Below are 18,247 nucleotides of genomic sequence, written 5' to 3'. Positions count from 1 at the left end.
CGCATGCGGGAAGAACTGGATTTCAAATCACTACGCTTTTTCTCCGCGCTCTACCGTTTGGGGAATGTCTCTCCGGCGGCGGAAGCGCTTGATATCAGCCAGCCAACCGGAAGCCTGCTGCTAAAAAAGCTACGCGAGCACTTTGACGACCCGCTATTTGTGCGCGTTGGTCAACGAATGGCGCCAACGCCGCGCGCGGACGCTATCGCCCCCACTATTTTTACTCTGCTGCAATTGGCCGATACCGATCTGGCGGCTAAGCCGGAATTTATCCCACAAGAGAGCAACCGTAACTTCACCATCGGCATGACCGATATCAGCCAGATGACGCTTCTTCCTTTGCTGCAAAGCCAGATCCAACGGCTGGAAGCCAGCGACATCACCTTTACGGTGCTGAATATTGACGATCAAACGCTTAGCGCGCTGGAATCCGGGAAATGTGATTTGGCGATCGGGTATCTTACCCAGTTGCCGGATAGCGTCTATCAGCAGCATCTGTTCGATCAATCGTATGTTTGTCTGGCAGCGGACAATCATCCGCGCATTCGTCATCATTTCAGCGCCGAAGACTGGCGTCAGGAAAAGCATCTTGCGGTTCGCGTCAACGGCACCGCCCACGGTGATATTGATAAACTGCTCGCGGAACACAGTATGCCGCGACGCATCGCATTGACGCTGCCCAGCTTTTTAGGCGCAGGCGAGCTGGTTGCCGGCAGCGAGATGATCGCGGTGGTGCCGGAACAGCTGGCGCGCCACATCACCAGACGTTACCCCTGCCGCAGCTGGCCGCTGCCTTTCTCACTGGCTAACATCGCGATTCGCCAGGTCTGGCACCAGCGCCTGCACCGCGACCCAGGGCATATCTGGCTGCGCACGCAGATTGTAGCCCTTGCCGCCTCTGGCGGTTCTATTAGCATTTAAATCATAAAAGAATCGGCTGTATTAGTATTACTGATACGCCGTATTCTATTTGGTTTATTGCTGTCAATACGTCAAACATTTTAATCTCCTCGCATCAGTTCATATCGATAGAATAAATAAAGGAACTTATCATGCGCGGAAAAATCGCTTTAGAAGAACATGTATCCACCCCTGAAAATAATCGTTTGTGGGATTCGACCGGCGAGGCTAACCGTAACGGTAGCGAATATATGCAAGATGTTGAACGCCGCCTGCTAGACCGCAGTATTCAGCTCGAAGAGATGGCGCAACGTAATATTGACCACGTAATTCTTTCTCTGACTTCACCCGGCGCGCAATCTATTTTAGATAAAGCCAAAGCGGTCTCTTTCGCTCGCGACACTAACGACTTTATCGTTGATAATTATGTAAAACCGAATCCGGATAAATTTAGCGCTTTCGCCACGCTGGCGTTACAAAACCCGGAAGCGGCGGCGGAAGAGCTGGAGCGCGCGGTGAAAAAACTGGGCATGAAAGGCGCGTTGATTAACGGCTATACCAACGTCAAAGATAACGAACATGGCCTGTATCTTGATGATGAATCCATGTTGGTATTCTGGGATAAAGTTAACGAGTTAAACGTGCCGGTGTACCTGCATCCGCGTGAACCGCTGGAAGGCCCGGCTCGCGGTATTTATACCGGTTACGAAAGCCTGATCGGTTCCGCCTGGGGCTTTGCGCAGGAAACCGCCGTTCATGCCATTCGCCTGATGATGAGCGGCCTGTTCGACCGTTATCCAAACCTTAATCTGGTGCTGGGACACCTCGGTGAAGGGCTGGTACACATGCTGCCGCGCACTCAACATCGTCTCTATCGTCAGCGTTTCGGCTGCGGTTTGGGCAAGGCGGAAAAACCGTTAATGCACTATCTGCAAAATAACTTTATCGTCACCACCAGCGGTCATTTTAATACTCACTCGTTGAATAATGCGATTGAAGTGATGGGTGCCGACCGCGTAATGTTCTCCGTCGATTATCCCTATGAAGATATTCATCAGGCCTGCGACTGGTTTGATCCGTTAGAAATGGATGCGGGGCTGAAAGATAAAATAGCCTGGGGCAATGCCAGCCGCGTATTTAATATCAAATAATTAAAAAAACACTCTTCAGGGCCTGATTTCAGGCCCTGAGTTTATTACAGGGAGAATATACTATGCCGGTAGGTATCTTTGTTTGTAGCGGTTCATTACTCGTCGGCGCGATTGCAGGCGCCTCGCTCAACCGATTTATCCCAGACCACTTTAAGAAAACGCTACCGCTCATTTCCGGGTTAATCTCCATCAGCATGGGGGTTTTCTTCCTTAACAAACTGATCAATCTGCCGCCCATTGCGCTGGCCGTTATCATCGGCACGATTATTGGCGGCCTGTTGAATATTGAGAAGTGGATTGAGCGGGCGGGCACCAAACTACGCACGCCCATCGAGCGCATTTTTCCAGGCCAAAACAACGCTGGTGTAGAAGGCGGAGATTTTATGAACCAGTTTATCGCGGTGCTGATCCTGTTCTGCGCTAGCGGTACCGGTATTTTTGGCGCCCTAACCGAAGGGATGACCGGCGACCCGACCATTCTACTGACCAAGTCGATACTCGACTTTTTCACCGCCGCTATTTTCGCATCCACGCTGGGCTACATTATCACTGCGATTTTTATTCCCCAGCTGATCATCTTCGTGATTCTGTTCTTCGCCGCCACGTTTATTATGACGTTGATAAGCCCATCGATGATCGCTGATTTTACTGCCTGCGGCGGTATTATTATGCTGGCGACCGGTTTTCGGCTTTGCGGTATGCGCCATTTCCCTACCGCCAACATGCTACCGTCACTGCTGCTGGTGATGCCATTTTCTACCGCCTGGCAGCAGTTTGTCGCCTGAAGCGTTAGCCCTTTTTCGCCTTCGCCAGCATCGCCTTGATATTCGCGACGTTGGCCTGGCCTTTATGCATACGTTCTTCCGCAGAGATGACTTTCCGCTCCTGCTCCCAAATCAGATCGTCTTGCGGGAGCTCAAGCAGAAAACGGCTCGGCTCCGGGCGCACCAGCTCGCCATACTGACGACGCTCCTTACAGAGCGTAAAGGTCAACTCTTTCTGCGCGCGGGTGATACCCACATAGGCCAGTCGCCGTTCTTCATCGACGTTATCTTCATCGATGCTGCTCTGATGCGGTAGCAATCCCTCTTCCATTCCCACCAGGTAAACATACGGGAACTCCAGCCCTTTTGAGGCATGCAGGGTCATCAACTGCACCTGATCCAGCTCTTCATCCGATTCGCCGCGTTCCATCATATCGCGCAGGGTAAAGCGGGTAACCACCTGCGTCAGCGTCATCGGCTCATCTATCTCGCTGCCTTCCAGCATTTCGGTCATCCAGGTGAATAGCTGGTTGACGTTTTTCATCCGCATTTCCGCGGCTTTCGGGCTCGGCGAGGTTTCATATAGCCATGACTCATAGTCAATCCCACGAATTAAATCCCGCACGGCATTAACCGGTTCACGCTCGGTCAATTGCTGAATTTCCCGCAGCCAGTGGGTGAAACGAGTGAGGGATTCATACCCGCGCCCGGTCAGCGTCTGGCTTAACCCCATATCAAAGCTGGCGGTGAATAAGCCTTTATTGCGGCTCATCGCCCATTCACCCAGTTTTTGCAAGGTCGCCGGACCAATCTCTCGCTTTGGCGTATTGACGATACGCAGGAAGGCGCTGTCGTCATCCGGGTTGGTGAGTACGCGCAGATAGGCCAGCAGATCTTTAATTTCCGGACGCGAGAAGAACGACGTGCCGCCCGAGATTTTGTACGGGATACGGTTCTGCATCAGCATCTTTTCAAAGACCCGCGACTGGTGATTGCCGCGATAAAGGATGGCGTAATCTTTGTAGTTGGTTTTATTAATAAAGTGGTGAGCAATCAGTTCGCCTGCGACGCGTTCCGCTTCATGATCTTCATTGTTAGCGGAGAGCACCTTCAGTTCAGCCCCGTAGCCTAGTTCAGAGAACAACCGCTTTTCAAAGACGTGCGGATTATTGGCGATCAAAATGTTGGCGGCCTTCAGAATACGCCCTGATGAACGGTAGTTCTGTTCAAGCTTGATCACCTGCAGCGCCGGAAAATCCTGGCTCAGTAGTACCAGGTTTTGTGGCCGCGCGCCGCGCCACGAGTAGATCGACTGGTCATCATCACCCACCACGGTAAAGCGCGCGCGCTGCCCCACCAGCAGCTTCACCAGCTCATACTGGCTGGTGTTGGTATCCTGATACTCATCCACCAGCAGGTAACGGATCTTGTTCTGCCAGCGTTCGCGCACCTCTTCATTACGCTGCAGCAGCAGCGTCGGCAGCAGGATAAGATCGTCAAAATCGAGGACGTTACAGGCCTTCATATGCGCATCATAGAGGCCATAGCAGTGGGCGAAGATGCGGTCCCGTTCGCCTTTCGCGCCAGCCGCCGCCTGCGCCGGCGTTTTCAGATCGTTTTTCCAGTTGGAGATCGTCGAGATCAGCTGCTGCAACACCACTTTGTCATCTTCGATCAACCCTTCGGTGAGCTCTTTCAGCAGCGCGACCTGGTCAGTATCATCGAACAAGGAAAAGTTAGATTTCATTCCCAGCGCGGCGTATTCACGTTTGATGATATCCAGCCCCAGGGTGTGGAAGGTGGAAATCATCAGCCCGCGCGCCTCTTTACGCCCCAGCGTTTGCCCGACGCGCTCTTTCATTTCGCGCGCGGCCTTGTTAGTAAAGGTGACGGCCGCGATATGGCGCGCCTGATAACCGCAGCCGCGGATCAGGTGGGCGATTTTATTCGTAATAACGCGGGTCTTACCGGAACCGGCGCCCGCCAGCACCAGGCACGGTCCGGTAACAAATTCGACGGCTTGTTGTTGGCCAGGGTTTAAACGCATGGGAATATTGCTCAATCTTCGAACGGGGTGTGGATTGTAGCAGAAAGCGAGGCTGAGATTTACCGGCTGATGGTAAAGTGTCAGCCACGCAATTTATCCTGAGGCTCCGGTTATGGCAAAAAGCGCAGCGGCCCTGCATATTCTGGTCAAAGAAGAAAAACTGGCACACGAGATCCTCGCCAAGCTGGAACGAGGCGTCAGCTTCGATCATCTGGCGAAGCGCTACTCAAAATGTCCGTCCGGACGTCATGGCGGCGATCTGGGGGAGTTCCAGCAGGGCGCGATGGTCGCTCCGTTTGATAAAGCCGTGTTCAGTTGTCCGCTGCTCAAACCCTATGGCCCGGTACAAACCAAATTTGGCTACCATATCATCAAGGTGCTGTATCGCCGCTAGCGCGTGTTACTATGGCGCCCTGATTTATCCCAACTCAATCAAGGCGCAATCATGGCTAAAACAGCGGCAGCACTGCATATCCTGGTAAAAGAAGAGAAACTAGCTCTCGATCTGCTTGAGCAGCTTAAAAACGGCGCCGACTTCGGCAAGCTGGCGAAAAAACACTCTATCTGCCCGTCAGGAAAACGCGGCGGCGATCTGGGCGAATTCCGCCAGGGCCAGATGGTTCCGGCATTCGATAAAGTGGTCTTCTCCTGCCCTGAACTGGAGCCAACCGGCCCGCTGCATACCCAGTTCGGTTACCACATCATCAAAGTGCTGTACCGGAAATAAACAACAAGGCCTTCTCAAAGAGAAGGCCTTTAATGTTTGCCCCCTCTCCCTGTGGGAGAGGGGTGGGGTGAGGGCATCCGCCCGCACCTTTTGTTTTATCAGCCGGCAACCGCGATACGCTTCATATCGGTCATATACCCGCGCAGTTTTTTACCCACCGCTTCGATAGCGTGGCTGCGAATTGCTTCGTTCACGTCACGCAGCTGAGCGTTATCTACCGCGCCTTCGGCAATCGCTTTACCCAGGTCGCCGGTCTGCAGGGTAGCCATGAACTCTTTCAGCAGCGGTACGCAAGCATAAGAGAACAGGTAGTTGCCGTACTCCGCGGTATCGGAGATAACCACGTTCATTTCATACAGGCGCTTACGGGCGATTGTGTTGGCGATAAGCGGCAGCTCGTGCAGTGATTCGTAGTAAGCGGACTCTTCGATGATGCCGGAATCAACCATGGTTTCGAAGGCCAGCTCAACGCCCGCTTTCACCATCGCAATCATCAGAACGCCTTTATCGAAGTACTCCTGCTCGCCGATTTTACCTTCATACTGCGGCGCGGTTTCGAACGCGGTTTTACCGGTCTCTTCACGCCAGGTCAGCAGTTTTTTGTCGTCGTTCGCCCAGTCAGCCATCATGCCGGAAGAGAATTCGCCGGAGATGATGTCATCCATATGTTTCTGGAACAGCGGCGCCATGATCTCTTTCAGCTGTTCTGACAGCGCGTAAGCACGCAGTTTCGCCGGATTAGACAGGCGATCCATCATCAGGGTGATGCCGCCTTGCTTCAGCGCTTCGGTGATGGTTTCCCAACCGAACTGAATCAGTTTTTCCGCGTAGGCCGGATCGGTACCTTCAGCCACCAGCTTGTCGAAGCACAGCAGAGAACCCGCCTGCAGCATACCGCAGAGGATGGTCTGTTCGCCCATCAGGTCAGATTTCACTTCCGCCACGAAGGAGGATTCCAGAACACCCGCACGATGGCCGCCGGTCGCTGCCGCCCACGCTTTAGCAATGGCCATACCTTCGCCTTTCGGATCGTTTTCCGGGTGTACGGCGATAAGCGTTGGCACGCCGAAACCGCGTTTGTACTCTTCACGAACTTCGGTACCCGGGCACTTCGGCGCCACCATCACCACGGTGATGTCTTTGCGGATCTGCTCGCCCACTTCAACGATGTTGAAGCCGTGGGAGTAACCCAGCGCCGCGCCGTCTTTCATCAGCGGCTGTACGGAACGCACAACGTCAGAGTGCTGTTTGTCCGGAGTCAGGTTGACAACCAGGTCAGCCTGCGGGATCAGCTCTTCATAGGTACCCACTTTGAAGCCGTTTTCCGTCGCTTTACGCCAGGATGCGCGCTTCTCGGCGATCGCTTCTTTACGCAGCGCATAGGAGATATCCAGGCCGGAGTCACGCATGTTCAGCCCCTGGTTCAGGCCCTGCGCGCCACAGCCGACGATGACTACTTTTTTACCCTGAAGATAGCTCGCGCCATCGGCAAATTCATCGCGCCCCATAAAGCGGCATTTACCCAGCTGAGCCAGCTGCTGGCGCAGATTCAGTGTGTTGAAGTAGTTAGCCATGGTGATACCTCGTGATGTTGTGTTGTCGTGCTTATTGTTCGGTTCGCGTTTTGCGAGAATGAACCCACTATATGACAGGAATTTTGTTGCGAAAATTGATATATTCACAACATCACATTGCAATAACTGCAACGTTATTCTCAGGGGATTGAGCCATGGATTTACGCGATCTGAAAACCTTTCTGCATCTGGCGGAAAGCCGCCATTTTGGCCGCAGCGCGCGGGCTATGCACGTTAGTCCCTCGACGCTTTCGCGACAGATTCAACGCCTCGAAGAGGACCTCGGCCAGCCGCTGTTCGTTCGCGATAATCGTACCGTGACCCTAACCGAGGCCGGCGAAGAACTTCGCACCTTTGCCCAGCAGACTTTACTGCAGTATCAGCAACTGCGCCACGCCATCGACCAGCAGGGGCCGTCGCTCTCCGGCGAGCTACATATTTTCTGCTCCGTGACCGCCGCTTACAGTCACTTGCCGCCGATTCTCGATCGCTTTCGCGCCGCGCATCCCTCAGTAGAGATAAAGTTATCGACCGGCGACGCCGCTGATGCGATGGAAAAAGTGGTCACTGGAGAAGCCGATCTGGCCATTGCCGGTAAGCCGGAGACGCTGCCGGGCTCGGTGGCGTTTTCGATGCTGGAAAATCTTGCGGTGGTGCTGATTGCCCCGGCGTTGCCCTGCCCGGTGCGCAATCAGGTCACGGTCGAGCATCCCGACTGGGCAACGGTGCCGTTTATCATGGCCGATCAGGGCCCGGTGCGCCGCCGCATCGAGCTGTGGTTCCGTCGCCATAAAATCAGCAATCCATCCATTTACGCCACCGTCGGCGGCCATGAAGCCATGGTATCTATGGTCGCCCTCGGCTGCGGCGTGGCGCTACTGCCGGAAGTGGTGCTGGAAAACAGCCCCGAGCCGGTGCGTAATCGCGTGATGATCCTCGATCGCAGCGATGAGAAGACGCCATTTGAGCTGGGCGTCTGCGCACAAAAAAAGCGGCTGTACGAGCCGCTTATTGATGCGTTCTGGAAAATCCTGCCTAACCACTAGCCCGCGAGGAAAAAGCGGAACGCCGGGTTATGGGTTTCGTCATGACACTCGTAGCCCAGTTCATTAAGACGGGTTTCGAAGTCCGGCTCATGCTCGCCAAGCTCAAACGCCGCCAGAACGCGGCCAAAATCGGTGCCGTGGCTACGATAGTGGAACAGCGAAATATTCCAGTGGGTGCCGAGCGTGTGCAGAAACTTGAGCAGCGCGCCTGGTGATTCCGGGAACTCGAAGCTAAACAGGCGCTCCTGCAGCGGTTTAGACGGCCGTCCGCCGACCATATAGCGCACGTGTAGTTTCGCCATTTCGTCATCGGAAAGATCGACCACGCTGTAGCCGCCTTCGCTCAGTAAATCGAGGATCTCTTTACGCTCATCCAGCCCGCGGCTCAACCGCACGCCAACGAAAATACAGGCATCTTTGGCATCGGCAAAACGGTAGTTGAACTCGGTAACCGAACGGCCGCCCAGTAGCTGACAGAACTTAAGGAAGCTGCCTTTCTCTTCCGGTATCGTCACCGCCAGCAGCGCTTCGCGCTGCTCCCCGAGCTCGCAACGCTCAGAAACGTAGCGTAGTCCGTGGAAGTTGACGTTGGCGCCGGACAGGATGTGAGCCAGACGCTCGCCGCGGATGTTATGCTGGGCGATATACTTTTTCATCCCCGCCAGCGCCAGCGCGCCGGAAGGCTCCGCCACCGCCCGCACATCTTCGAACAGATCTTTCATCGCCGCGCAGATAGCATCGCTATCGACGGTGATGATATCGTCCAGATACTCCTGGCATAAACGGAACGTTTCATCGCCGATGCGCTTCACCGCCACGCCTTCAGCAAACAAACCGACGCGCGGTAGATCCACCGGATGACCGGCATCCAGCGCCGCTTTCAGACACGCCGAATCTTCCGCTTCCACCGCTATCACTTTAATCTGCGGCATCAGCTGCTTGATCAGCACCGCCACGCCTGCCGCCAGACCGCCGCCTCCAACAGGGACGAATACGCGGTCAATGTGGGCATCCTGCTGCAGCAGCTCCAGCGCCAGCGTTCCCTGACCGGCGATCACCATCGGGTGATCGAACGGCGGCACCCAGGTAAAACCCTGCTGCTGCGCCAGCTCAATCGCGCGGGCTTTCGCTTCGTCAAAGTTGGCGCCGTGCAGCAGCACTTCGCCGCCGAAGCCGCGAACGGCATCGACTTTGATATCGGCGGTCGCTACCGGCATCACGATCAGCGCCTTAACACCCAGCCGGGATGCGGAAAACGCCACGCCCTGCGCATGATTACCCGCCGAAGCGGTGATCACGCCATTTGATTTTTGTTCCGCCGTCAGGCCGGACATCATCGCGTAAGCGCCGCGCAGCTTAAAGCTATGCACCGGCTGGCGGTCTTCGCGTTTCACCAGAATCACGTTATCCAGCCGCGAAGAGAGCTTATCCATTTTTTGCAGCGGCGTTTTCTGCACCGCTTCATAAACCGGCGCGCGCAGTACCGCCCGGAGATACTCCGCCCCCTCAGGGGCGGCGGATAGGGGTTGCGATTCGGCCATGATTAACCCCCAAGTTTTGATTTATCGCGCACGGCGCCCTTGTCGGCACTGGTCGCGAGGCTGGCATAAGCGCGCAGCGCGAAGGAGACCTGGCGCTCGCGGTCTTTCGGCGTCCACGCCTTATCGCCACGCGCTTCTTGCGCTTCGCGACGGGCGGCGATTTCGGCATCGCTGAGCTGCAGCTGAATACCGCGGTTAGGAATATCGATAGCAATCATGTCGCCATCTTCGATGATAGCGATGTTGCCGCCGCTCGCCGCTTCCGGCGATACGTGGCCGATGGAAAGCCCGGAGGTGCCGCCGGAGAAACGGCCATCGGTGATCAACGCGCACGCTTTGCCAAGACCCATGGACTTCAGGAAGGTGGTCGGATAGAGCATCTCCTGCATTCCTGGCCCGCCTTTCGGCCCTTCATAACGAATAACCACGACATCGCCTTCCACGACTTTGCCGCCGAGGATGGCCTCAACCGCTTCGTCCTGACTTTCATAAACTTTCGCCGGGCCGGTAAATTTCAGGATGCTATCGTCCACGCCGGCGGTTTTGACGATACAGCCGTTTTCGGCAAAGTTACCGTACAGCACCGCCAGGCCACCGTCTTTACTATAGGCATGCTCCAGAGAACGGATACATCCCTCGGCGCGATCGTCATCCAGCGTATCCCAACGGCAATCCTGCGAGAACGCTTGGGTGGTACGGATCCCCGCCGGGCCGGCGCGGAACATTTTTTTCACCGCGTCGTCCTGAGTCACCATCACATCGTACTGTTCCAGGGTCTGCGGCAGCGTCAGGCCAAGAACGTTTTTAACATCGCGGTTGAGTAACCCCGCGCGATCCAGCTCGCCGAGGATCCCCAGCACGCCGCCGGCGCGATGCACGTCTTCCATATGGTATTTCTGCGTACTCGGCGCCACTTTACACAGCTGCGGCACTTTGCGGGACAGCTTGTCGATATCACTCATGGTGAAGTCGATTTCGGCTTCCTGCGCCGCCGCCAGCAGATGCAGAACGGTATTGGTTGAGCCGCCCATTGCGATATCGAGAGTCATGGCGTTTTCGAATGCCGCCTTGCTGGCGATATTGCGCGGCAGCGCGGAGGCGTCGTCCTGCTCGTAGTAGCGTTTGGTCAGTTCAACGATACGTTTACCGGCGTTGAGGAACAGCGCTTTACGGTCGGCATGGGTCGCCAGTAGAGAACCATTACCCGGCTGCGACAGGCCTAATGCTTCGGTCAGACAGTTCATTGAGTTCGCGGTGAACATCCCCGAGCACGAACCGCAGGTCGGACAGGCGGAACGCTCCACCTGTTCGCTTTGATCGTCAGAGACTTTCGGGTCTGCCCCCTGAATCATGGCATCAACCAGATCCAACTTGATAATTTTGTCAGACAGCTTGGTTTTCCCGGCTTCCATCGGGCCGCCGGAAACAAAGATTACCGGAATATTCAAACGCAGGGAGGCCATCAGCATCCCCGGGGTGATTTTGTCGCAGTTGGAGATACAAACCATGGCATCGGCGCAGTGGGCGTTAACCATGTACTCGACTGAATCGGCGATGAGCTCGCGGGATGGCAGTGAATAGAGCATACCCCCGTGACCCATGGCGATCCCATCATCCACTGCGATGGTGTTGAATTCTTTAGCGACGCCGCCCGCAGCTTCAATTTGCTCGGCAACCAGTTTGCCGAGATCGCGCAGATGCACGTGCCCAGGTACAAACTGGGTAAAGGAGTTAACAACGGCGATGATCGGTTTGCCGAAATCGGCATCGGTCATCCCGGTTGCGCGCCACAGCGCGCGGGCGCCCGCCATATTGCGGCCATGTGTGGTGGTGGCGGAACGGTACTTAGGCATGCTCTTTTTACTCCCATCTCTGTTTATGCAATGGGACGGTGCGTGCCGTCCCATTTTTAATCACTTACTTACCGGATCCAGCCAGCCCCATTTATCTTCCGTTTCACCGGTGAAGAGGCCAAAGAAGGCTTCCTGAATGCGTTTGGTCACCGGGCCGCGGCGGCCTGCGCCGACCTGGATACCGTCAACGCTGCGTACCGGCGTGATTTCCGCAGCGGTACCGGACATGAACACTTCATCCGCCAGGTACAGAGATTCGCGGGACAGCACCTGCTCGCGGACTTCGATACCGAGATCTTTCGCCAGTTTGATGATGGCGTCGCGGGTGATACCCGGCAGCGCGGAAGAGGTAAACGGCGGAGTAAACAGCACGCCATCTTTCACCTCAAACAGGTTTTCGCCTGCGCCTTCGGAGATATAGCCGTTAACGTCCAGCGCGATACCTTCCTGATAACCGTGACGACGCGCTTCGCTGCCGACCAGCAGAGAGGAGAGATAGTTGCCGCCCGCTTTCGCTGCGGTTGGGATGGTGTTAGGCGCCGCGCGGTTCCAGGAAGAAACCATCGCATCGATCCCCTGCTCCAGCGCTTCTGCGCCAAGGTATGCACCCCACGGGAACGCCGCGATGATAACGTCGGTTTTGTAACCGTCCGGCGGGTTAACGCCCATGCCAACATCGCCAACAAACACTAGCGGACGGATATAAGCGCTGGTCAGTTTATTGGTACGAATAACTTCGCGGCAGGCTTCCATCAGCTCGTCAACGCTCTGAGAAACCGGGAAACGGTAGATTTTGGCTGAATCATGCAGACGCTGCATGTGTTCACGATGGCGGAACACCACTGGCCCTTTGTGAGAATCGTAGCAGCGGATACCTTCGAATACCGAAGTCCCGTAGTGCAACGCGTGGGACATGACGTGTACTTTCGCCTCGCCCCATGGGGTCATCTCGCCATTGAACCAAATGTAATCAGCTTTCTTCGTCGTCATTTTTTTTATTCCTCTGCGCTCAGGCGCGGATTTGTTGTGATGTGGGTTGCTGGATCTCGACGCAGGCGACGTCGACCAGTTTGCGTAACTGACTAAACAGTAATTCGACGGGCCGCTGGCTGGCAACGGTCAGCTCGATATTTATGTTTTGCGCATCCGACGCGGTTTCCATATTCATTGAGCAAATTTGAAAACCGCGATGGCGCACCACGCGCAGCACGCGTTCTAAGGTTTCGGGGTTGAAGCGAGCCTGTAAAGCGACCTGATGTTGCATCATGATAATTTCTCCAGCATTTCTGCATTACTGGCGCCGGGCGGCACCAACGGCCAGACATTCTCAAGTTCATCGATTGAGACATGAAGCAGGTATGGCCCCTGGCTCGAAAGCATGGTGTCGAGTGCCGCTTCAACCTGGTCTTTACGGGTGATGTGCTGGCCTGGAATGCCGAAGGCGCTGGCCAGCGTAAGAAAATCAGGATTATCGGTAAGCGTGGTTTCGCTGTAACGCTCCTGGAAGAACAGCTGCTGCCACTGGCGAACCATACCTAGACGTTGGTTATCCAGCAGCACGATTTTCAACGGTAACTGCTTACGTTTAACGGTGCCCAGCTCCTGCACGTTCATCATGAAAGAGCCATCGCCGGAGATACAGATAACCGTATCGTCCGGGCGGGCCACCTGCGCGCCAACGGCTGCCGGCAGACCAAAGCCCATGGTGCCCAGGCCGCTGGAAGTGATGAAATTTTCCGGGCGGGTATAGGTCATGTGCTGGGCCGACCACATTTGGTGCTGGCCGACATCGGTCGTCACGACGCAATCCGCCGGTTTGCGATCGGAAAGCTGCTTGAGCAACAGCGGCGCGTAGATTGCCTCGCCGGGATGATCGTAACGCCAGGCGTGCTCCGCGCGCAGCTGTGCGTTGTGCTCGCGCCACGCATCAATGGCCAACGGCTGCTGCAACGCTGGCAGCATGGCGTTTAAATCTCCAGTTAAAGCGACGTGCGCCTGGCGCAGCTTGTTCAGCTCGGCCGGGTCAATATCCATATGGATTACTTTGGCGTGCGGGGCAAAGGTATTCAGCTTGCCGGTCACCCGGTCATCAAAACGGGCGCCGACGGCGATCAATAAATCGCACTCCTGCACTGCCAGGTTTGCCGCCTTGGTACCGTGCATACCCAGCATGCCGAGATAATAGGGATAATCTGCGGCAACGGCGCCCAACCCTTTCAGTGTGCAGGTGACAGGCATCTGCGTCACCGCCAGAAATTCGCGCACGGCCGGCACCGCTTGCGCCATTCCGACGCCGCCGCCCACGTACAGCATCGGCTTATGGGACTGTGCAAGCATCGCTAACGCCTGCTCGACTTGTGTGTGCGGGAACTCAACATCGTCAGGAACGGTAGAGAAATGCGGATCTAATTCGCCTTTAGCCAGCTGGATATCCTTAGGGATATCCACCAGTACCGGGCCAGGACGGCCTGAGTTTGCCACCTGGAAAGCTTCCGCGATCACGCGCGGCAGCTCTTCCAACGACTGCACGAGGAAACTGTGTTTGGTGCAGGCCAGCGACAAACCGAGAACGTCCACTTCCTGAAAAGCATCGGTGCCGATAAATGGCGCCGCCACTTGACCGGTGATGGCGACAACAGGCACAGAATCAAGTAACGCGTCAGCCAAACCGGTGATCAGGTTGGTGGCGCCAGGGCCGGAAGTGGCGATGCAAACACCAGTTTTGCCGGTCGCGCGGGCATAACCGATGGCGGCCATTGCGGCGCCTTGCTCGTGCCGACACAGCAGGTGTTCCACGCCGCCATCATACAAAGCATCGTAAACCGGCATAATCGCGCCACCCGGATAGCCAAATACCGTGTCGACACCCTGTGTTCGCAAAGCATGTACCACCCACTGCGCCCCGTTCATAGTTACTTCCCCGTCATAGATCGGGAGAAACAGAATTTTATGCTAAAACCCATCTTCTGCTCCTCGCTTATGTTTTTTAAGTTATAAAAAAACCCCCGGACCTTTCGGTGCGGGGGTCTTAGTTCGTTAAGGCTTGATTTCTAAGCCTTTCCTCGTCCAAGTGCAGCCCCGCACGGTGGGATAATAATCACCACCACGCTAATCACGACCAGGCTAATCACTCGTAGAAGGGCTGTCATTTTCTGTTCTTTCTGGCTTCTTGTTCGAAGGAATACCTAAAGAGTTACCACAGACATCACATTAAGCACAAGATTTTTTTATGTTCCATTTTCTGATCTTGCTAACGATTTTTATTAAACCAGTTGTTTTTAAAAAGAAAAAAATTAAATGAAAAAAATTCAGCTTATTCTCGCTTTTGCATCCGTGTTTTACGGCATTAAAACGGCGTCATGACGGATTTGCGCGCGCACTCCGAAAACAATGAAAATGCAAAACTTTGCAGACAATTGTCTGGAACAGGCAGCGTAAAGTTAAGCATTCATAGGTTCATGAAACCACAGAAATAGACATAATCATTCCGCTCAGGAGGCGTTATGTCACTCGCAATTGTCTATACCCGCGCGGCGCTCGGGGTCAGCGCGCCGCTAATTACCGTCGAAGTCCATATCAGCAACGGACTCCCCGGTTTGACGATGGTAGGTCTGCCGGAAACCACGGTAAAGGAAGCCCGCGATCGGGTACGTAGCGCCATTATTAACAGCGGCTACAGCTATCCGGCAAAGAAGATAACCATAAACCTTGCGCCAGCCGATCTGCCGAAAGAGGGTGGAAGATATGATTTACCTATCGCTCTCGCGCTCCTGGTCGCTTCGCAGCAGCTTGCCGCATCGAAACTTAATCAGTATGAGTTTATTGGCGAATTGGCGCTTACAGGCGCGTTACGCGGCGTTCCTGGGGCAATATCCAGCGCCATGGAAGCGATAAAAGCCGGAAGGCAGATTGTCGTTGCTGGAGATAACGCCGAAGAGGTCGGCTTGATTGGCGGCAATGAGTGCCTCACGGCCAGGCACCTGCAGGAAGTCTGCGCGTTTCTGGAAGGGAAACATACTCTGCATCCGCCGGCAGGCGAAATAACAGCGGGAGACGACGATTATGACGATCTCGGCGATGTCATTGGCCAACAGCAGGGAAAACGCGCGCTGGAGATAGTCGCAGCGGGCGGTCACAATGTACTCTTGATGGGTCCACCGGGTACAGGAAAGACGATGCTCGCCAGCCGTTTGCCGGGGCTTTTACCGCCGCTAAGCAACCAGGAAGCGTTGGAAAGCGCGGCCATCCTCAGCCTCGTCAATGCTCATTACGTCACGCGTCAGTGGCGTCGGCGGCCTTTTCGCGCCCCTCACCATAGCGCGTCGCTAACGGCGATGGTCGGCGGCGGCTCAATCCCGGCCCCTGGAGAGATCTCTCTCGCGCATAACGGTATTCTGTTTCTTGATGAACTACCTGAATTCGAGCGTCGGGTTCTGGATGCACTACGAGAGCCCATTGAATCAGGAAAAATTCATCTTTCCCGCACTCGGGCTAAGATTGACTATCCTGCGCGATTTCAGCTGATTGCCGCCATGAATCCCAGCCCAACAGGACATTACCAGGGTCAGCATAATCGGGCCACACCGGAACAGACCCTGCGCTACCTGGGCCGATTGTCAGGGCCATTTCTCGACCGCTTCGATCTCTCGCTTGAGATTCCACTTCCTCCACCGGGCGTATTAAGCCGGGGTGGCGTTGGCGAAGAGCGAAGCGCCACCATTCGTCTACGGGTATTCGCGGCGCGCGACAGACAGATCGCACGGCAGAATAAACTTAATGCACAACTGGATAGCGGGGAGATAAAAGTCTGGTGCAAGCTGAAAGAAGACGACGCTATTTGGCTGGAACAGACGCTCTCAGCGTTAGGGCTCTCAATCCGCGCATGGCAACGTTTACTGAAAGTTGCGCGTACTATCGCCGATCTGAATGAGGATAGGGATATCGAACGTCATCATTTGCAGGAGGCGCTAAGCTACCGGGCTATCGACCGTATGTTAAATCACCTGCAGACGCTGATGGCATAAAAAAAGGGCTTTCGCCCTTTTTTTTAATCGTCGCTTTCAGTGTAGTCTTCAGCGCCTTCAACCTGCGGCTTGCCGCCAGATAAAGTATGAAAACGCTTCGGACGTTTGATTCGCGCCATATACTTAATCCAAACGCGTTCCGCTTCGGTTACCGGCTCACGTTCGCCGTGGCATACCGCAACGAATTGTTTTTCATCTTCGGTAACAGGCTCGCGTTTACCCAATTCCAGCTCATTAAAGGCGTAACCATGACGTTCAAGCAGTTGCGCCTCTTTGATGGTGAAATCACCGTGACGGGAGAACCCGCGTGGATAATTTTTATTGTCGAAAAAACGATTAGTCGTCGTAAAGCTTTCCGCCATCCTACACGCTCCTGATTCTTTGGCCGAGCTATTTATGGCGCGGAGTATTAGTTACGCTTGACAGAGCGTCAAACAAAACATTTAAATCATCACGACAAATAATTTTGCGGAGAAGAGTGTGGACACGGAATTGCTCAAAACTTTCCTTGAAGTGAGCAGAACTCGCCACTTTGGCCGGGCAGCGGAAGCGCTTTATTTAACACAATCAGCGGTTAGCTTCCGCATTCGTCAGTTGGAGAACCAGCTGGGCGTAAATTTATTCACCCGCCATCGTAACAATATTCGTCTGACGTCAGCCGGCGAAAAGCTCCTGCCCTATGCAGAAACGTTGATGAATACCTGGCAGGCCGCGCGTAAGGAGGTCGCCCACTCTTCTCGCCATAATGAATTTTCGATCGGCGCCAGCGCGTCGCTATGGGAATGCCTGTTGAACGGTTGGCTGGGAACGCTCTACAAAGATCCCTATAACCTGCAATTTGAGGCGCGGATAGCCCAGCGCCAGTCGTTAGTTAAGCAGTTGCATGAACGCCAGCTCGATCTCCTGATCACCACAGAATCACCGAAGATGGATGAATTAAGCAGCCAGTTATTGGGTCATTTCACCCTGGCGCTCTATTGTGCCGCACCGGGAAAAAATAAGAATGATTTGAACTATCTGCGGCTGGAATGGGGGCCGGATTTCCAGCAAAACGAAGTGGGTTTGATCGGCAGTGATGATGTACCCCTGTTGACGACGAGTTCCGCAGAACTGGCTTATCAGCAACTCAGTACGCTGAATGGTTGTACATGGTTACCCGTTAGTTGGGCACAGCAGAAAACCGGCCTGCACACGGTGACCGATAGCGCGACGCTTTCACGTCCTCTGTATGCCATCTGGCTACAAAATAGCGATAAGCAGGCCCATATTCGCGAGATTCTGAAAAGCAGCATCCTGGAATAGCGATCTGACTCCATGGACGGAGTGACAAAACAACAGGAAAGGCAGAGTAAGAGGAGAAATTAAAGACAAAAAAAATCCTTTGCCGAAGCAAAGGATTATATATGGCAGGGGCGGAGAGACTCGAACTCGCGACACCCGGTTTTGGAGACCGGTGCTCTACCAACTGAGCTACGCCCCTAAATCTTTCTCGCTATTAAGCCCGCTAATATAGCAGGCTTAATATAAATAAGTGGCGGAACGGACGGGACTCGAACCCGCGACCCCCTGCGTGACAGGCAGGTATTCTAACCGACTGAACTACCGCTCCACCGAATTTTT

The 18,247-nt window shown here is 54.7% G+C and carries 17 protein-coding genes and 2 tRNA genes; 8 read left to right on the top strand and 11 right to left on the bottom strand.

Features of this window, described 5'->3' with window-relative positions; all coding sequences use genetic code 11:
- Window positions 1-3 precede the first annotated feature (3 nt).
- The 3 genes from PGR29_RS23885 (at window position 4) to PGR29_RS23875 (ending at window position 2,836) form a co-directional block, all read left to right on the top strand.
- The gene (locus PGR29_RS23885; protein ID WP_213794871.1) at window positions 4-921 is read left to right on the top strand and encodes a LysR family transcriptional regulator; all 918 of its coding nucleotides are present in this window, start codon (window positions 4-6) and stop codon (window positions 919-921) included.
- Between the two features lie 131 nt (window positions 922-1,052).
- Window positions 1,053-2,051 carry an amidohydrolase family protein gene (locus tag PGR29_RS23880; RefSeq protein ID WP_045395549.1) on the top strand — a complete coding sequence of 333 codons (999 nt, stop codon included), beginning with the start codon at window positions 1,053-1,055 and terminating at the stop codon, window positions 2,049-2,051.
- Window positions 2,052-2,113: 62 nt separating this feature from the next.
- Complete coding sequence (locus PGR29_RS23875) at window positions 2,114-2,836, top strand: DUF554 domain-containing protein (RefSeq protein WP_316425488.1); 723 nt, start codon at window positions 2,114-2,116, stop codon at window positions 2,834-2,836.
- A 4-nt stretch (window positions 2,837-2,840) separates the two neighbouring features.
- Here PGR29_RS23875 and rep read toward each other — a convergent pair whose 3' ends face one another.
- Window positions 2,841-4,862, bottom strand: coding sequence for a DNA helicase Rep (rep, locus tag PGR29_RS23870; RefSeq protein ID WP_087858715.1), 2,022 nt, complete (start codon window positions 4,860-4,862; stop codon window positions 2,841-2,843).
- Window positions 4,863-4,974: 112 nt separating this feature from the next.
- Here rep and ppiC (PGR29_RS23865) point away from each other — a divergent pair, with 112 nt between their 5' ends.
- Complete coding sequence (gene ppiC, locus PGR29_RS23865) at window positions 4,975-5,256, top strand: peptidylprolyl isomerase PpiC (protein ID WP_032709514.1); 282 nt, start codon at window positions 4,975-4,977, stop codon at window positions 5,254-5,256.
- A 51-nt stretch (window positions 5,257-5,307) separates the two neighbouring features.
- Entirely contained in the window at window positions 5,308-5,589 is a 282-nt protein-coding gene (gene ppiC, locus PGR29_RS23860; protein ID WP_002883180.1) for a peptidylprolyl isomerase PpiC, read from the top strand.
- 98 nt (window positions 5,590-5,687) lie between these two features.
- Here the strand turns inward: ppiC (PGR29_RS23860) and ilvC are convergent, their stop codons facing one another.
- Window positions 5,688-7,163 (bottom strand): ketol-acid reductoisomerase, encoded by a 1,476-nt coding sequence (ilvC, locus tag PGR29_RS23855; protein WP_316425486.1) that lies wholly within the window; start codon window positions 7,161-7,163, stop codon window positions 5,688-5,690.
- A 155-nt stretch (window positions 7,164-7,318) separates the two neighbouring features.
- On the opposite strand from ilvC, the gene ilvY reads away from it, so the two are divergent.
- On the top strand, window positions 7,319-8,209 hold the full coding sequence (gene ilvY / locus PGR29_RS23850) for an HTH-type transcriptional activator IlvY (RefSeq protein WP_015703964.1): 891 nt from the start codon (window positions 7,319-7,321) through the stop codon (window positions 8,207-8,209).
- Here the strand turns inward: ilvY and ilvA are convergent.
- From ilvA to ilvL, 6 genes are all read right to left on the bottom strand, one after another.
- The gene (ilvA, locus tag PGR29_RS23845; protein WP_049056424.1) at window positions 8,206-9,750 is read right to left on the bottom strand and encodes a threonine ammonia-lyase, biosynthetic; all 1,545 of its coding nucleotides are present in this window, start codon (window positions 9,748-9,750) and stop codon (window positions 8,206-8,208) included. The two genes, ilvY and ilvA, sit on opposite strands and share 4 nt — an antisense overlap.
- A 2-nt stretch (window positions 9,751-9,752) precedes the next feature.
- Window positions 9,753-11,603 carry a dihydroxy-acid dehydratase gene (gene ilvD / locus PGR29_RS23840; RefSeq protein ID WP_015368896.1) on the bottom strand — a complete coding sequence of 617 codons (1,851 nt, stop codon included), beginning with the start codon at window positions 11,601-11,603 and terminating at the stop codon, window positions 9,753-9,755.
- A 60-nt stretch (window positions 11,604-11,663) separates the two neighbouring features.
- Window positions 11,664-12,593: a branched-chain amino acid transaminase gene (locus PGR29_RS23835; RefSeq protein WP_008807980.1), complete on the bottom strand. Its 930-nt coding sequence runs from the start codon at window positions 12,591-12,593 to the stop codon at window positions 11,664-11,666.
- 19 nt (window positions 12,594-12,612) lie between these two features.
- Window positions 12,613-12,870 carry an acetolactate synthase 2 small subunit gene (gene ilvM / locus PGR29_RS23830; RefSeq protein ID WP_015368897.1) on the bottom strand — a complete coding sequence of 86 codons (258 nt, stop codon included), beginning with the start codon at window positions 12,868-12,870 and terminating at the stop codon, window positions 12,613-12,615.
- Window positions 12,867-14,513 carry an acetolactate synthase 2 catalytic subunit gene (gene ilvG / locus PGR29_RS23825; protein WP_015368898.1) on the bottom strand — a complete coding sequence of 549 codons (1,647 nt, stop codon included), beginning with the start codon at window positions 14,511-14,513 and terminating at the stop codon, window positions 12,867-12,869. Before ilvG ends, ilvM begins: the two co-directional genes overlap by 4 nt.
- Window positions 14,514-14,653: 140 nt before the next feature.
- Window positions 14,654-14,752: an ilv operon leader peptide gene (gene ilvL / locus PGR29_RS23820; RefSeq protein ID WP_001311244.1), complete on the bottom strand. Its 99-nt coding sequence runs from the start codon at window positions 14,750-14,752 to the stop codon at window positions 14,654-14,656.
- A 354-nt stretch (window positions 14,753-15,106) separates the two neighbouring features.
- Between ilvL and PGR29_RS23815 the strand changes: the two genes are divergently transcribed.
- Window positions 15,107-16,627: a YifB family Mg chelatase-like AAA ATPase gene (locus PGR29_RS23815; protein ID WP_316425483.1), complete on the top strand. Its 1,521-nt coding sequence runs from the start codon at window positions 15,107-15,109 to the stop codon at window positions 16,625-16,627.
- Between the two features lie 23 nt (window positions 16,628-16,650).
- Here PGR29_RS23815 and PGR29_RS23810 read toward each other — a convergent pair whose 3' ends face one another.
- Window positions 16,651-16,989, bottom strand: coding sequence for a DUF413 domain-containing protein (locus PGR29_RS23810; RefSeq protein WP_015368901.1), 339 nt, complete (start codon window positions 16,987-16,989; stop codon window positions 16,651-16,653).
- Window positions 16,990-17,107: 118 nt separating this feature from the next.
- On the opposite strand from PGR29_RS23810, the gene hdfR reads away from it, so the two are divergent.
- On the top strand, window positions 17,108-17,929 hold the full coding sequence (gene hdfR, locus PGR29_RS23805; RefSeq protein WP_045389306.1) for an HTH-type transcriptional regulator HdfR: 822 nt from the start codon (window positions 17,108-17,110) through the stop codon (window positions 17,927-17,929).
- 102 nt (window positions 17,930-18,031) lie between these two features.
- On the opposite strand, the gene PGR29_RS23800 is transcribed toward hdfR, so the two are convergent.
- Window positions 18,032-18,107 (bottom strand) — tRNA-Trp (locus PGR29_RS23800).
- Between the two features lie 52 nt (window positions 18,108-18,159).
- Window positions 18,160-18,236: transfer RNA gene (locus PGR29_RS23795), tRNA-Asp, on the bottom strand.
- Window positions 18,237-18,247: the final 11 nt, after the last annotated feature.

This window comes from Klebsiella sp. 141203, assembly GCF_032601985.1.
GTDB classification, from domain to species: domain Bacteria; phylum Pseudomonadota; class Gammaproteobacteria; order Enterobacterales; family Enterobacteriaceae; genus Klebsiella; species Klebsiella aerogenes.
This window is presented reverse-complemented; position numbering and strand designations above follow the sequence as displayed.